The organism is Novosphingobium sp. SG919 (genome assembly GCF_012932495.1).
GTDB classification, from domain to species: Bacteria; Pseudomonadota; Alphaproteobacteria; order Sphingomonadales; family Sphingomonadaceae; genus Novosphingobium; species Novosphingobium rhizosphaerae.
Genome location: NZ_JABCNG010000010.1, coordinates 1 through 14,899 on the forward strand (window position 1 = coordinate 1; position 14,899 = coordinate 14,899).

The window sequence follows — 14,899 nt, forward strand, 5'->3', positions numbered from 1 at the left end:
CCCGCAACACCTGCGTTTTGGACCCAAACTTTTCTGGCGTTCCCCCCCAACCAACCCGAATCACCGCCGCTGAATCACTCCCCAAACACCCCCTCGCCCACACCCTCACGCCAGAAGAAGCGCGGAAAAGGCACAAAAAACCCCGCAGTTCGCGCTGCGGGGTTTTTTGTTTGCGATCGAATCGCGGCTTAGTGGTGCGGGGTATCCTCGATCACCGGCAGCGTTTCGAACTGGTGGAACGGCGGCGGGCTGGACAGCGTCCATTCCAGCGTCGTGGCGCCTTCGCCCCAGTAGTTCGGCGCGGCCTTCTTGCCCGCCAGGAAGGCGTAGGCGATGTTGATGAAGAAGATCACCAGCGACACGGCCATGACCATGTAGCCGATCGTGGCAATGTGGTTCCAGTATTCGAACGCCGGCGCATAATCGGGATAGCGGCGCGGCATGCCCTGCACACCCAGGAAGTGCATCGGGAAGAAGATCAGATTCACCCCGACGAAGAACACCCAGAACTGCAGGTGGCTGAGGAATTCCGAGTGCATCCGGCCGCTCATCTTGGGGAACCAGTAGAAGAACCCGGCGAAGAGCGAAGTCACCGCACCCAGCGACAGCACGTAGTGGAAGTGCGCAACGACGTAATAGCCGTCCTGCAGGTTATCGTCGATGCCGCCGTTGGCGAGGACCACACCGGTCACGCCGCCCACGGTGAACAGGAAGATGAAGCCGATGGCCCAGACCATGGGCGACTTGAACTCGATCGAACCGCCCCACATCGTGGCGATCCACGAGAAGATCTTGATGCCGGTGGGCACCGCGATCACCATCGTGGCGGCGGTGAAATACATCTTCGTGTTCACGTCGAGCCCGGTAGTGTACATGTGGTGGGCCCACACGATGAAGCCGACCAGGCCGATAGCGACCATGGCATAGGCCATGCCGAGGTAGCCGAACACCGGCTTGCGCGAGAAGGTGGAGATGATCTGGCTGACGATGCCGAAGCCCGGCAGGATCATGATGTAGACTTCGGGGTGGCCGAAGAACCAGAACAGGTGCTGGTAGAGCACCGGATCACCACCGCCGGCCGGATCGAAGAACGTGGTGCCGAAGTTGCGATCGGTGAGCAGCATGGTGATGGCTGCGGCCAGCACCGGCAGCGCCAGCAGCAGCAGGAACGCGGTGACCAGCACCGACCACACGAACAGCGGCATCTTGTGCAGCGTCATGCCCGGTGCGCGCATGTTGAAGATGGTGGTGATGAAGTTCACCGCACCCAGGATCGAGCCGGCGCCTGAAAGGTGCAGCGAGAAGATCGCGAAGTCCACCGCCGGGCCGACCGAGCCGGACGTGGAAAGCGGCGCATAGACCGTCCACCCGGTACCGGCGCCATGGCCGGTGCCGCCCGGCACGAAGGGCGAGATCATCAGCGAGCAGAAGCCCGAGAAGGTCAGCCAGAACGAGATGTTGTTCATGCGCGGGAAGGCCATGTCGGGCGCGCCGATCATGATCGGCACGAACCAGTTGCCAAAGCCGCCGATGATCGCGGGCATGACCATGAAGAACACCATGATCAGGCCGTGGGCCGTGATCAGCACGTTCCACATGTGCAAGGTCTGGTTGAAATCGGCGCCATCACCGCCGACGAAGCGGGTCCAGAACGCCAGGTACTGGATACCGGGATGCGCCAGTTCGGCGCGCATGATGCCCGAGATCGCGCCGCCGATGACACCGGCGAAGATCGCGAAGATCAGGTAGAGCGTGCCGATGTCCTTGTGGTTGGTGGACATGAACCAGCGCGCGAAGAAGCTGGGCTTGTGATCGTGTTCATGCGCATGATCATGATGCGCATCGAAGCTTTCATGATCGGCGGGAATGGTGGCCATGACGGGCGATCCTCTTTCCGATTGTCGTTCAGGCAGCAGGCGCTGCAGGCGCTGCGCCCACGGTGCCGCCCTGGCTCTTGATCCAGGAGTCGAACTGCGGCTTGGTCACCGCTTCGACCACGATCGGCATATAGCCGTGGCGGGCGCCGCACAGTTCCGAACACTGGCCGTAATAGACGCCGGGCTTGTTGATCATCAGCACCTTTTCATTGATGCGGCCTGGCACGGCGTCGAGCTTGAACCACAGCGAGGGCACCGCGAACGAGTGGATCACGTCAGACCCGGTGGTCTGGAGGCGAATCGGCACGCCGGCGGGCACGACCATGCGGTTGTCGGCGGCAAGCTGCGGCTGTTCGCCCCGCTTGATCGCCTCGGCCGGCGGCAGCATGTTGGAAATCACCTCGAACCCGCCGTTGTCGGGATAAGTATAGCCCCAATACCACTGGTAGCCGGTGACCTTCACGGTCAACGCACCCTTGGGCGCCGGTTCGTACTGGTGGGCCAAGAGGCGAATCGAGGGCACCGCGATCACCACCAGGATCAGCACCGGAACCAGCGTCCAGATCACTTCGATCACGGTGTTGTGGCTGGTTTTGGACGCGACCGGATTCTTGCGGCGGTTGAACTTGGCCATCACCGCGATCAGCAGGAACAGCACCAGCAGCACGATGGCCGTGATCACCGGCATCAGCACGTAATCGTGCATTTTCAATGCTTCCTGACCAATCGGCGAATATTGGTCCTGGAACGTCCAGCCACCGGGAACCGGTTGCCCCTTGCCCGCAACCGGCTTGGCCGGGACATAGGTGGCCGCAGCCAGCGCCAACGAAGGCGCGGCAGCCGCCGCAGTTGCTGCAATGCCTGCCACGAGATGACCGGCGGTCCGAAACGCTGTGCCCGCATGGCGGACGAATTCGATTGGACTCATCGTCGCTTGTTCCGCTCTTCCCCGCGTACACGCCGGTTTCGAGGTCCGCGTGCACTGATTGTAATTCCCTCGATTGAACCGGGCTATACGCGGCCTTGTCGCGCCCCACAAGTTGCGACCTTCACCATGGCGGCAGGAAAGGATTGCCCCTTTGGCCAAGATGCCGCTTTGACGCGGGCCAATGGGCGAAAAATCCTTGCCCGCCGCCGCGCCAGCGCCCATGGCAGGCCGCAAACACCAGCAAGCCCCCCAACGCCCCAGGCGGGCGATCATGCAGGACCAGCGAACGACAGCCATGCAGGACGAAGACATCCTTTCCGAATTCCGCGCGTGCCAGGCGCTGCTTGAAGGGCATTTCCTGCTCTCTTCGGGACGCCGCAGTGCCTATTATCTTCAGTGCGCACGCGTGTTGATGGACCCGATGCGCGCCTCGCGCCTGGCCAGTGCCCTGGCCGCCAAGCTGCCGCGCGACTTGCGCCAGCAGATTGCCAAGGTGGTTTCCCCCGCGATGGGCGGCGTGATCATCGGCCACGAGATGGGCCGCGCGCTGGGCGTGGAAGCAGTATTCGTGGAGCGGCCCACCGGCACCTTCGAACTGCGCCGCGGCTTTTCGCTCAACCCGGGCGAAAAGGTGCTGATGGTGGAAGACGTGGTGACCACCGGCCTTTCGAGCCGCGAGGCGATCAAGGCCGTGGAAGAAGCCGGCGGCGTGGTGATCGCCGAGGCCGCCCTGGTCGATCGGTCGGCCGGCGCGGTGGACCTGGGTGTGCCGTTCTATCCGCTCGTCTCGCTCAACTTCCCCACTTATGCCCCGGACGAGATCCCGGCCGAACTGGCCGCCCTGCCGGCGATCAAGCCCGGCAGCCGCGCGCAACCCTGAAGGCACGACCCAAGGACAGGAGACGGTGGCAGTGAGCGAGTTGTTCACGCCGGCCCGGCTGAGGCTGGGGGTTAACATCGATCACGTGGCGACGATCCGCAACGCGCGCGGCGGGGATCATCCCGATCCGGTGCGCGCGGCCGAAATCGTGGCGGCCGTGGGCGGCGACGGGATCACCGCGCACTTGCGCGAAGACCGGCGCCACATCCGCGACGAAGATCTGGCCCGCATCCAGGCCGCGACCAACCTGCCACTGAACCTGGAGATGGCCGCCACCGACGAAATGCTGGCGATCGCGCTGCGCCACAAGCCGCACGCCTGCTGCATCGTGCCCGAGCGGCGCGAGGAACGCACCACCGAAGGCGGGCTCGATGCCGCCGGGCAGCACAACCGCCTCGCCCCGATCGTGGCGCGCCTGCGCGACGCCGGCATCCGCGTCAGCCTGTTTATCGCGCCCGAAGCGCGGCAGATCGAAGCGGCGATGAAACTGGGCGCACCGGTGGTGGAACTGCACACCGGCGAATATGCCCATGCGCAAGGGGAAGCCCGCGCGGCGGAATTGAAGCGCCTGGCCGACATGGCCGCGCTGGCCGCCAAGAACGGTATCGAGCCCCACGCCGGCCATGGCCTGACCTATGACAACGTGCAGCCCGTCGCTGCGATTCCCCAAGTGGCCGAACTCAACATCGGCCACTACCTGATCGGCGAGGCGATCTTCGTGGGACTTGACGCAGCGGTGCGCCGCATGCGCAGTCTGATGGACGAAGTGCGCTGATGCCAGCGCGCGCATCGGAGGAGCACACCGCGTGATCATCGGCCTGGGTTCCGACTTGTGCAACATCGAACGCATCCAGCACTCGCTGGAACGGTTCGGCGATCGCTTCGTGGAACGGGTGTTCACACCCACGGAACAAGCCAAGGCCGCGCGGCGCCCCTACACCCGCGCCGGAACCCTGGCCAAGCGGTTTGCCGCCAAGGAAGCCTATTCCAAGGCCGTGGGCACAGGCTTCAAGGCCGGCGTGTTCATGAAGGACATCGGCGTGGTCAATGCACCGTCGGGTGCCCCCACCCTGGCGTTGACCGGTGGCGCTGCCGCGCGCCTCGCCGCCATCACCCCGCCCGGCCACAAGGCCGTGGTGCACCTGACGATGACCGATGACCATCCCTGGGCGCAGGCGTTCGTGGTGATCGAGGCGGTTCCGGCATGAGCGACGGCGTGACCGGCATCCCGCCCGAACAGGCCCAGGCCCGCACCGGGCGTGTCAACTGGTGGGAGGAACTGCGCGGCCTGGTCGGCATGCTGCTGGCCGTGCTGGTGTTCCACAGCCTGCTAGCCAAGCCGTTCTACATCCCCTCGATGTCGATGATGCCCAATCTGCTGGTCGGTGACAGGCTGGTGGTGTCCAAGTATCCCTATGGCTGGTCGTGGGTTTCGCCCTCGTTCCACGTGCTGCCACGCTCGGCCACGCGGCTGTTTCCGGCAACGCCGCAATATGGCGATATCGTCATCGTGGTCCCGCGCGGCAGCAACGAGGACTATATCAAGCGCGTGGTGGCCCTGCCGGGCGATCGCATCGCGGTGGTCCACGGGCAGATCGTGCTCAACGGCCGCGCCGTGCCGCAAGCGGTCGAAGCCCCGCTCGATCTGCCGGTCGACGCCAACGACCCATGCGATCCGGCCGATTTTCCCGGCCTGCGCTTTCGCGACGCCATGGGCCACGATTTCTGCGAATTGCCGATCCTGCGCGAGACCCTGCCCAATGGCGCAACCTATCGCATCATCGACCACAAGCAGCAGCCGCTGGACGATTATGCCGAAGTAACGGTGCCGACCGGCCACGTCTTTCTGATGGGCGACAACCGCGATCATTCCGCCGACAGCCGCGAGCCGCTAGCGCTCAAGGGACTGGGCGGGCCCGTGCCGCTGGCCGACGTGGGCGGCCGCGCCGAATTCGTCACCGTTTCGCTGGATGGCAGCGAGACCTGGAACCCGTTGACGTGGTGGCATGCCTTGCGTCACGGCCGCAGTGGGACGACACTGCGCCCCGAACGGGGGCCGGAACGGGATGCGCCAACGCCCGTTCCCGCTTCCTGACGTCTCTTAGCAAGGTAGCTTGCCACCGATGCCCGACACTGCCCATCCCGCCGCCGCGCAACCAGCTATGACACCGGGGGTACAGACCAAGGCCCACGCCCCCGGCCCCACCGACATCGCCGATCGCACCGTCCGCCAGGAAGCCAAGAAGGCTTTCGTGTGGATCGGCATCGCGGCCCTGGTGGTTCTGGCGGTGTTCCTGGCGCAACCGCTGCTGGTCATTTTCGGCGGCGTGGTGTTCGCATCGCTGATCGAAGGCGGGCAGCGCCTGCTGGGCCGCATCCTGCCCGGCCCGCGCGCCTTGCGCATCGCCCTGGTGCTGGTGGCGGCGGTCGGTTTCCTGGTGTGGCTGGGCTATTTCGCCGGCAACCAGATCGCCGCGCAGGCTGCGCAGTTCCCCCATATCGTGGAAGGGCAGGCCCAGCGCACGCTAAGCTGGCTGCACGGCCATGGCATCAACGTGGGCCAGGCCGACGTTTCGAAGATTGCCGAACAGGTGATCGGCGGCGTGGGCCCGGTCACCCAGGCGCTGGGCGGGATTTTCGGCGGTTTCACCACGTTTTTCCTGATCGTGATCCTGGGCATCTATTTCGTGCTGGAGCCCGACATCTATCGACGCGGCTTTGCCTGGCTGTTTCCGCTGGAAAGCCGCCCGCATTTCCAGGTGACGCTGCAGCGCATGGGCAAGTCGTTGCGCATGCTGCTGTTCGGGCGGATGATCGGGATGTTCACCGAAGGTCTGGCCACCTGGGTGCTGCTGGCGGTCTATGGCGTGCCGATGTCCGCGCTGCTCGGCATCCTCACCGGCCTCCTGGTGTTCCTGCCCAATATCGGCGCGCCGCTTTCCGGGTTGCTGATGGTGCTGGTGGGCTTCTCGGGCGGCACCGACATGGGCATCTATTGCATCATCGTCTACCTGGTGGTGCAGACGGTGGACGGCAACATCATCGTACCGATGGTGGCGAAGAAGACGGCAGACCTGGCACCGGCGATGGTGCTGGGCGCGCAGCTCATTTTCGGCGTCCTGTTCGGTATCCTGGGGCTGGCCCTGGCCGATCCGATCGTGGCGATGATCAAGATCGCATTGGAACGCCAGGCGGAGCGCAACGACGGGGAGCGCGCGCAACCGGACGGCGAAACCACCACGCACGACGGCACTGCGCTTTCGACATGACGGTATAATGATCAAGCGGGTAATCCAGGCCGGCGCGTTGTTCGTGGCGCTGGCCTTGCTGTGCCTTGGCGTGCTGAGCCAATGTTCCGCGCAGATTTCACGCTATGCCTTTGCGCCAACCCACGGGTTCGAACCCGGTGCACCGCTGCCGCCGCGCGCCTATGACGACGCCGCGATGTGGATCGCGCGGCCGGGATTGGCCCGCGATCCCGCGCAATGGCTGCCCCCCGGCATGATCCATGGCGTGACCGGCGATGCGGCGGTGTTCTTCGTCCATCCGACCAGCTACCTCAGCCGCAACCACTGGAACGCCCCGCTGACAGACGCGGATTCGCGCCGCCGTGCCGAAGTGCTGGTTGCGGCAACTGCCAGCGCGTTCAACAGCGTGGGCCCGGTCTGGGTGCCACGCTATCGCCAGGCCGCCTTCGGGGCATTTCTCACCGAAGGGGCAGAGCGGCAGCGCGCGATGGACCTTGCCTATGGCGACGTGCGCGCGGCCTTTGCCACATTCCTGACAACGCTGCCGCCCGAGACGCCGATCGTGCTGGCCGGGCACAGCCAGGGGGCCTGGATCGTGGCCCGCCTGCTGCGTGACATGGTGCGGGGCAAGCCGCTGGCCCGCCGCGTAGTGGCCGCCTATGCCATCGGCTGGCCGATCGTCGCGTCGCGTGCCGCTGCCGAAACCGGCTTGCCACCCTGCAGCGCGCCCGATCAGGCCGGATGCCTGGCAGGCTGGATCAGCTTTGCCGAACCGGCCGATCCAAGGCTGCTGGTCCAGGCCTATCACCCCTGGCCCGAAACCGGCGCGGCGACCCAGCCGGCCGATGCGCCGCTGCTTTGCGTCAATCCCCTGACCGGCACCCAGGGGGGCGCGGCGCCACGCAGCGCCAACCGCGGCACGCTGCTGCCCGATGAGAACGACGACGAGACCGAACGGGCGGGACCTTTGGTGCCGGCGTTGGTGCCGGCGCACTGCAGCGCGCAAGGCATCCTGCTGATCGGGTCGCCGCCTGAAATCGGCCTGTTCGTGCTGCCCGGCAACAACTATCACGTCTACGATATCCCGCTGTTCTGGGCCAATCTGCGCGCGGACGCCTTGCGTCGCAGCGCCGCGTGGCACCAGAAGCGGGATGGAGGAACCCGATGATCACGCAAAGCACTGCCGATTTTCGCGCCGCCCTGCCGATGGGCGGGGTGCTGATGGGTCTTGATCCCGGCACCAAGACGATCGGCGTGGCACTGTGCGATACCGGCTGGCGCTTTGCCACGGCGGGGCAAACCGTGATCCGCCGCAAGTTTGCGCAGGACAAGGCCGCGCTCACCGCCATCGTCGCCGAACGCAGCGTGAAAGGCCTGGTCATCGGCCTGCCACTCAACATGGATGGCAGCGATGGGCCGCGCAGCCAATCCGCCCGCGCCATGGCCCGCAATCTGGCTGACCTCAACCTGCCGGTCCTGATGTGGGACGAACGCTGGTCTACCCAGGCCGCCGAACGCGCGATGATCGAGCAGGATTTCAGCCGGGCCAAGCGCGCCCAGCGCATCGATTCGCATGCCGCCGCATTGATTCTCCAGGCCGCGATCGACGCCCTGGCCGGCGGCGTCCTGTAATTTAAGCATTCGGTTGAACACTGCCCCGCGATGCGGCAAGGAACGGTGATGGCAGACGATCAACCCCCAACCTGGCGCAACGAAGGCCCGTTCGATCCGGCCCGTGCCGGCCAGTTGCTGGGGCGGATGGGCCACGGCGGATTCCTGGGCATGCGCTATGGCAATCACGGCCCCGATTGGTTCGAGGCCGAACTGCCGTGGCGCGAGGACCTGGTGGGCGCAGGCAACACCGGCGTGCTGGCTTCGGGCCCGATCATCAGCCTGTTCGACAATTGCACGGCGATGGCGATCTGGACACGGCGCGGGCGCTTCGTGCCCCATGTGACGCTGGACCTGCGCATCGACTACGTGCGCGCCGCCGTGCCGGGGCGCAGCGTGATCGCGCGGGCCGAATGCTATCAGTTGCGCGGGGACCTGGCCTTTGCGCGGGCGTTGGCCCACGATGGCGACATCGCCGATCCGCTGGCCCATGCCGCGGCGATATTCATGGTGCTGGGGGAAAGCGAATGAGCGACCGCCCGGCCTTCATCCTGCCTCCCTTTGCGCTGGCGATGGGCATGGCGCTGTCCACCGACGACGATGGCAATCCGATCGTCACGATGCAGTTCGGCAGCCATTCCGAAGGGCGTCCGGGTTTCCTGCACGGCGGCGCCATCGGCGGCCTGCTGGAAATGGCGGGCTTTGCCGCGCTTGCCACCGATCATGCCCGCCGCGGGGTGGAGCAGCGGATGAAGCCGATCAACATTTCGATCGAATATCTGCGCGCCGGCCTGCCCCGCCCGATCCACGCCATGGGACAAGTGCTGCGCGCCGGGCGCCGCGTGGCCAATGTGCGTGTGGAAGCCTGGCAGGCTGACCGCGCCACGCCCATCGCCAGTTGCTGGATGAATTTCCACCTCTCGGCGCCCAAGGCCTGATCAGCCGGGCAAGCGCAGTTCCACGGTCAGCCCCTCGGGCAGGGCCGCGCCGGGTGGCAGGCGCTGCGCATCGGCGCGGGCGCGGGCCAACAGCGCTGCGGGCACATCGGAAGCGGCGACAACCGCATCGGCCATGCCGAGCAGGCGCGCCTCGCGCAAGGTAAGGTCTTCGGGATCGGCGCTGCGCAGCGCGATCACGTGATGGCCGGTCGCACCGCCCCGCGCGCCGCCCAGCCAGGCCTCTACCGCGCCCGCCGGCTGCGCCACCATAGGATCGAGCGCCCCGCCCTCGCCCAGCGCCAGGTCGAGCGCGCGGCGCCGTTCCGCACCATCGGGAAAGCGCGCGCGCAAGCCTTCGCGCGCAGCAAACAACGCATCGGCCAGCGCGCCCAGGCCCTGGGGCAACAACCGCTCCAGCCGCAGGCGGATATGCTTGGCCAGGCCCGCCGAAGCGCCCGCCGTGCCCACGGCGATCACCACCGGGCTGCGATCGACCAGCGACGGCGTGGTAAAATCGCACAGCGCCGGGCGATCCACCACGTTGACCAGCAGCCCCGCCCCCCGCGCGCGCAGCGCGTCGGCCATGCAGGCATCGGCGCTGTCGTGGGCAATGAAGGCCAGCCGCGCGCCGATGTCGATGCCTTGGGCCAGGTCTTCGATCACCTGCCCGCCGGCCCGCTCCACCAGCCGGGCCTTGGCCTGCGCTGCCTCCCCATGGCCCAGCACGATCACCGGCTGCCCGGCGATGCGGTGGAACAGGGGGAGAGCAGGCAGGCTCATCGCGTCAGGCCAGCCATTCCGGCACGCGCTCGGCGGCCAGGATGGTGGCGGGCTCGATGCGGTCGGCCACCACTGCCCACTTGTGGCCATCGACCATCACTTCGGGCACCAAGGGCCGTGAGTTGTAAGTGTTGGCCATCGTCGCGCCATAAGCGCCGGCGGTGCGGAACACGGCAAGGTCGCCGCGCGCCACCTTGTCGATCGTGCGGCCCATGGCAAAGGTATCGCTCGATTCGCAGATCGGGCCGACGATGTTGGCCTCCATCGTCTCGCCACCGGGCGAAACGGCGGCGAAATCGTGCCAGGCATCATAGAGCGCCGGACGCGCCAGGTCGTTCATCGCGGCATCGACCACCACCCAGGGGGCGCCCACGCCTTCCTTCACGCGCACCACGCGCGTCATCAGCACGCCGGTGTTGCCGGTGATCACCCGGCCGGGCTCGAACATCGCGGTAATGTCCCAGCCTTGCGTCACGCGGGCGACCATCGCGGCGTATTCCTCCGGCTGGGGGAATACTTCGCCGGCCTTGTAGGGCACGCCCACCCCACCACCGAAATCGATATGCGTGACGGCATGGCCAGCCTGGCGGATCGCGCGCATCAGGTCACCGATCTTGGTAAAGGCGGCTTCCAGCGGATCGAGCCGCGAAAGCTGGCTGCCGATGTGCAGCGCCAGGCCGCGCATCGCCAGGCCCGGCGTGGCGGCCAGGCGCGCATAGATCGCGCCCGCGCGGTCATAAGGCACGCCGAACTTGTTTTCCGCCTTACCGGTGGAAATCTTGCCATGGGTGCCCGCGTCCACATCGGGGTTCACCCGCAGCGCGCATTGCGCGGTCTTGCCCAGGGCCACGGCGATTTCGGCCAGCTCCAGGCCTTCTTCTTCGCTTTCCAGGTTGAACTGGCCGATCCCGGCCTCCAGCGCGCGGGCGAGTTCCGCGTGCGTCTTGCCCACGCCCGAAAACACGATGCCATCGGCCGGCATTCCCGCCGCCAGCGCGCGTTCCATTTCCCCACCCGAAACCACATCGGCGCCATAGCCTTCGGCGGCCAGAACCTTGAGCACGGCAAGGTTGGGGTTGGACTTGACCGCAAAGGCCAGCTTCACCCGCGGCAGCACCGCCAGGGCATCGCGAAACACGCGGGCATGGCGCGTCAGCGTGGCGCGGGAATAGACATAGAGCGGGGTGCCCACCGCTTCGGCCAGCGTGGGCAGGGCAATATCCTCGGCGTGCAGCACGCCGTTCAACGTGTGAAAGTGGTCCATCGGAACTCTCGAAACAGATTTTTGAAAACGCTTATTCTTCGGGCGGCAGATCGAACGGGTCGTCCTCGCGCTCTTGCGAGCGGCTGCGCAACTCCACGTTGCGATCGGGCTTGGCCTGGATCGGCGCTTTCAAAAGCTCGTCCGCCCCGCGGCTCTGCGCACGCCCATAAGGCGCCGGCGGCAGGCCATGCCCCGGCGTGGGTTTCAGCTCGCGTTTGTTGCCGCAGCCGGCAAGCGCCAGCGCGGCTACACCAACGAGCAGGAACCCAACGGCTTTCGGGGCAGCGGGACGGATCAAGCGATTACTCCTCTATACCCAGTGCTTCGCGTGCCTGGGCCACGCGCTTCCTTACCTCGGCGGGGGCAGTTCCGCCATGGCTGCTACGCGCCGCCACCGATGCTTCGACCGAAAGCGCGGCATAGACGCGTTCGTCGATACGCGCATCGATGGCTTTCAGATCCTCGAGCGGCAACTGGTCGAGCGCGATGCCCCGGCTTTCAGCGAGCTTCACCGCGCTGCCGGTGATGTGGTGCGCTTCGCGGAACGGGATATTGGCCTGGCGGACCAACCAATCGGCCAGGTCGGTCGCCGTGGCATAGCCGAGTTCGGCCGCGCCGCGCATGCGGTCGGTGCGGAACTTGGCCTCGGCCACCATGCCGGCCATCGCCGCGATCGACAGGGCGAGCAGGCTGGCTGCTTCGAACACCGGCGGCTTGTCGTCCTGCATGTCCTTGGAATAGGCCAGCGGCAGGCCCTTCATGGTGATCATCAGGGCCGTCAGACAGCCCACGATCCGGCCCGAATGGCCGCGCACCAGTTCGGCCGCGTCGGGATTCTTCTTCTGCGGCATGATCGAGCTGCCGGTCGAAAGACTGTCGGGCAGCGTGACGAAGCCGAACGGCTGGCTCGCCCAGATGATGAATTCCTCGGCCAGGCGCGAGAGGTGCAGCGAGCATTGCGCGGCGGCCATCAGGTAATCGAGCGCGAAATCGCGATCGGACACCGAATCGAGGCTGTTGTCGGTCGGCCCGTCGAAGCCCAGCGCCTGCGCCGTGCGGAAGCGGTCGATCGGAAAACCGGTGCCGGCAAGCGCGGCGGCGCCCAGTGGCGAGCGGTTCATACGGGCGCGCGCATCGGCAAAGCGCGAGCGATCGCGCGCGATCATCTCGTAATAGGCCATCAGGTGATGGCCCAGCGTCACCGGCTGCGCGGTTTGCAGGTGGGTGAAGCCGGGCATGATGCTGGCCGCATGTTCGCCCGCGCGCGTGACCAGCGCGGTTTGCAGCGCCAGCAGGCCCGAATCGACCTGATCGATGGCATCGCGCACCCACAGGCGGAAATCGGTGGCCACCTGGTCGTTGCGGCTGCGCGCGGTATGCAGGCGGCCTGCCGCCGGGCCGATCAGTTCGGCAAGCCGGCTTTCGGTGGTCATGTGGATGTCTTCCAGGTCCCAGTTCTCGGGCACCCCATTGGCTTCGTATTCGGCGGCCACTTGGTCCAGGCCGCCCGCGATCAGGCGCGCATCATCCTCGGCCACGATGCCTTGCGTGGCCAACATGTCCACATGGGCCTTTGACGCGGCGATGTCTTGGCGCCACAGCGCCTTGTCGAAGGGAATCGAGGCGTTAATCTCGCGCATGATGGCCGAAGGGCCGGCGGCGAAACGCCCGCCCCACATCTGGTTGGAGCCTGAATTGCCGCTCATGTCCGCTCGTCCGCCCTATGTGCCGTTGATCCTGGGTGCGCTGGCCGCAGCCACGCTTGGCGGCTGCGATAGGCAAGCAAGCCCGCCGGCGCAACCGTCGAGCGCCGCTGCCGCACCCGCAGGTGGCGCGAACGCCGCCGCTGGCAAGATCGACAGCAGCCACAAGGGCGCTGCCATGCCCGCCTTTGCGCTGACCGGGCCCGATGGCACCAAGGTTTCGTCAAAGGATCTGGCCGGCAAGCCGGTGCTGGTGAACCTCTGGGCCACCTGGTGCGGCCCCTGCGTGGTGGAAATGCCCACGCTCGACAAGCTGGCCGCCGGCGGCCTGCGCGTGCTGACCGTGTCGCAGGACAGCGCGGGCCAGGCCGACAAGGTCAAGGGCTTCAAGGCCGAGCATGGCCTGGCCCACGTGCAGATGCTGCTCGATCCCGACAACGACCTGTCGTTCCACTACAACACCGGCGTGCTGCCCACCACCGTGGTCTATGACGCGCAAGGCAAGGAAGTGGGGCGCGTGGTCGGCGCGTTCGACTGGACCGGGCCCGAGGCTGCGGCCCTGATCAAGGCCGCCTCCTGATCCACCAGCGCCACACCCCGGTGACATAGAGCGCCACGGGCACCAGCCCCGCCAGCACGACGGCCAGCCGCAGGGGCAGCCCGGCGGCGGAGCCATCGTGCAGCGGATGCAGCCACTTGAGCCAGATGTCCATGGCCCCGCCCCGCGCCAGGTCTGCCGTGGCCAGCACGGCGCCGCTATGGCGATCGACCATGACCCAGCTATGCGGAAAGCGGGGCGAAGGATCGGCGGGCTGGGCCAGGCGCAAGCGATAGGCGCCCTGCCCGCGCCCGGGCAATTCCACCCACACCGCGCGGGCACCAGGTAGGGCCGCCTGTGCCACCGCCACCGCGCGCGAGACCGGAATGTCGCGCCCCGGCGCGGCATCCGCAGGCTGGACCGGGGCCTTTTGCGCCTGGCCCAGCACGGGGGCCAAGACGCTGTCGGTTTCCTGCGGCAGGGCCAGCATCACGCCGGTCAGCGTCAGCAGCAGCAATAGCGGCGCGCCCGCCAGGCCCGCCAGTTTGTGCCAGTCGTAAAGCCGGCGCAACGGGGCGGCCCCGGCCTTGAAACGCAAGGCCTTGGCCCAGCCGCCCCTTGGCCACCAGGCCCAGATGCCACTGGCCAGCAACATCGCCAGGGCCAGCCCCGCCCAGCCCAAGATCGTGCCGCCCAAGGGCCCCAGCTTCAGGCAATAATGCAGGTCATAAATCCAGGTCATCCCCCCGTCGCCCCAGAATTCGGCGCGCAGCACACGGCCGCCATCGGGGGAAAGCCAGGCCATCAACGGGGCATGGCCCGCGCCCGCACGCTCGGCCGGATGGTAATAGCGCGCGGGGATCGCGCCATCCCGGCCGGTCAGTTCCAGCCGCCACGGACCGTCCCGCTGTGGAAACGTAGCGTGCAGGGTAACCGCTGCCCGGTCCCAATCGGCCGGCCCGGCATGGCCCGCCACCTGCAAGGCCGGGTGCAGGGCGCGGTCGATCTCCACATAGAAGACCAGCAACGCCCCGGTCACCCCGGCCAGCACCATCAGCGCCCCCAGCGACAGACCCAGCCACAGGTGCACGCGCCGCACCCATGCGCGCGGGCTTATGGGACGGCGCGCCAT

The 14,899-nt window shown here is 66.8% G+C and carries 17 protein-coding genes; 10 read left to right on the forward strand and 7 right to left on the reverse strand.

Going from position 1 to position 14,899, the window contains the following annotated elements; all coding sequences use genetic code 11:
- Window positions 1-188: 188 nt before the first annotated feature.
- Window positions 189-1,877 carry a cytochrome c oxidase subunit I gene (ctaD, locus tag FHT19_RS23345; protein ID WP_168556062.1) on the reverse strand — a complete coding sequence of 563 codons (1,689 nt, stop codon included), beginning with the start codon at window positions 1,875-1,877 and terminating at the stop codon, window positions 189-191.
- Window positions 1,878-1,905: 28 nt separating this feature from the next.
- Window positions 1,906-2,745 carry a cytochrome c oxidase subunit II gene (gene coxB / locus FHT19_RS23350; RefSeq protein ID WP_248290629.1) on the reverse strand — a complete coding sequence of 280 codons (840 nt, stop codon included), beginning with the start codon at window positions 2,743-2,745 and terminating at the stop codon, window positions 1,906-1,908.
- Window positions 2,746-3,100: 355 nt separating this feature from the next.
- Between coxB and pyrE the strand changes: the two genes are divergently transcribed.
- Genes pyrE through FHT19_RS23395 form a run of 9 tightly spaced genes read left to right on the forward strand, consistent with a single transcriptional unit; the run spans window position 3,101 to window position 9,482 of the window.
- Window positions 3,101-3,685, forward strand: a complete 585-nt coding sequence (pyrE, locus tag FHT19_RS23355) for an orotate phosphoribosyltransferase (RefSeq protein ID WP_168556131.1) — start codon at window positions 3,101-3,103, stop codon at window positions 3,683-3,685.
- Between the two features lie 31 nt (window positions 3,686-3,716).
- Complete coding sequence (locus tag FHT19_RS23360) at window positions 3,717-4,460, forward strand: pyridoxine 5'-phosphate synthase (RefSeq protein WP_168556060.1); 744 nt, start codon at window positions 3,717-3,719, stop codon at window positions 4,458-4,460.
- Between the two features lie 31 nt (window positions 4,461-4,491).
- Window positions 4,492-4,893 (forward strand): holo-ACP synthase, encoded by a 402-nt coding sequence (gene acpS / locus FHT19_RS23365; protein WP_168556059.1) that lies wholly within the window; start codon window positions 4,492-4,494, stop codon window positions 4,891-4,893.
- Window positions 4,890-5,780, forward strand: coding sequence for a signal peptidase I (gene lepB, locus FHT19_RS23370; RefSeq protein WP_169476995.1), 891 nt, complete (start codon window positions 4,890-4,892; stop codon window positions 5,778-5,780). The genes acpS and lepB overlap by 4 nt, the downstream gene beginning before the upstream one ends.
- A gap of 28 nt (window positions 5,781-5,808) precedes the next feature.
- On the forward strand, window positions 5,809-6,954 hold the full coding sequence (locus FHT19_RS23375; protein WP_168556057.1) for an AI-2E family transporter: 1,146 nt from the start codon (window positions 5,809-5,811) through the stop codon (window positions 6,952-6,954).
- Between the two features lie 7 nt (window positions 6,955-6,961).
- Window positions 6,962-8,101, forward strand: a complete 1,140-nt coding sequence (locus FHT19_RS23380) for a DUF3089 domain-containing protein (RefSeq protein WP_211185064.1) — start codon at window positions 6,962-6,964, stop codon at window positions 8,099-8,101.
- Complete coding sequence (ruvX, locus tag FHT19_RS23385; RefSeq protein ID WP_168556056.1) at window positions 8,098-8,565, forward strand: Holliday junction resolvase RuvX; 468 nt, start codon at window positions 8,098-8,100, stop codon at window positions 8,563-8,565. Before FHT19_RS23380 ends, ruvX begins: the two co-directional genes overlap by 4 nt.
- 48 nt (window positions 8,566-8,613) lie before the next feature.
- The gene (locus FHT19_RS23390) at window positions 8,614-9,075 is read left to right on the forward strand and encodes a PaaI family thioesterase (RefSeq protein WP_169476996.1); all 462 of its coding nucleotides are present in this window, start codon (window positions 8,614-8,616) and stop codon (window positions 9,073-9,075) included.
- Window positions 9,072-9,482: a PaaI family thioesterase gene (locus FHT19_RS23395; protein WP_169476997.1), complete on the forward strand. Its 411-nt coding sequence runs from the start codon at window positions 9,072-9,074 to the stop codon at window positions 9,480-9,482. Before FHT19_RS23390 ends, FHT19_RS23395 begins: the two co-directional genes overlap by 4 nt.
- Here the strand turns inward: FHT19_RS23395 and FHT19_RS23400 are convergent, their stop codons facing one another.
- Genes FHT19_RS23400 through argH form a run of 4 tightly spaced genes read right to left on the reverse strand, consistent with a single transcriptional unit; the run spans window position 9,483 to window position 13,232 of the window.
- Complete coding sequence (locus FHT19_RS23400; protein WP_169476998.1) at window positions 9,483-10,262, reverse strand: bifunctional precorrin-2 dehydrogenase/sirohydrochlorin ferrochelatase; 780 nt, start codon at window positions 10,260-10,262, stop codon at window positions 9,483-9,485.
- 4 nt (window positions 10,263-10,266) lie between these two features.
- On the reverse strand, window positions 10,267-11,526 hold the full coding sequence (gene lysA, locus FHT19_RS23405) for a diaminopimelate decarboxylase (RefSeq protein ID WP_169476999.1): 1,260 nt from the start codon (window positions 11,524-11,526) through the stop codon (window positions 10,267-10,269).
- Between the two features lie 31 nt (window positions 11,527-11,557).
- The gene (locus FHT19_RS23410; protein ID WP_168556051.1) at window positions 11,558-11,824 is read right to left on the reverse strand and encodes a hypothetical protein; all 267 of its coding nucleotides are present in this window, start codon (window positions 11,822-11,824) and stop codon (window positions 11,558-11,560) included.
- A gap of 4 nt (window positions 11,825-11,828) precedes the next feature.
- Window positions 11,829-13,232 carry an argininosuccinate lyase gene (argH, locus tag FHT19_RS23415; RefSeq protein ID WP_248290630.1) on the reverse strand — a complete coding sequence of 468 codons (1,404 nt, stop codon included), beginning with the start codon at window positions 13,230-13,232 and terminating at the stop codon, window positions 11,829-11,831.
- Here argH and FHT19_RS23420 point away from each other — a divergent pair.
- A complete protein-coding gene (locus FHT19_RS23420; protein WP_246866083.1) occupies window positions 13,231-13,809 on the forward strand; it encodes a TlpA disulfide reductase family protein in 579 nt (192 codons plus the stop codon). The two genes, argH and FHT19_RS23420, sit on opposite strands and share 2 nt — an antisense overlap.
- On the opposite strand, the gene FHT19_RS23425 is transcribed toward FHT19_RS23420, so the two are convergent.
- A complete protein-coding gene (locus tag FHT19_RS23425) occupies window positions 13,793-14,899 on the reverse strand; it encodes a PepSY domain-containing protein (RefSeq protein ID WP_169477000.1) in 1,107 nt (368 codons plus the stop codon). The genes FHT19_RS23420 and FHT19_RS23425 overlap by 17 nt on opposite strands.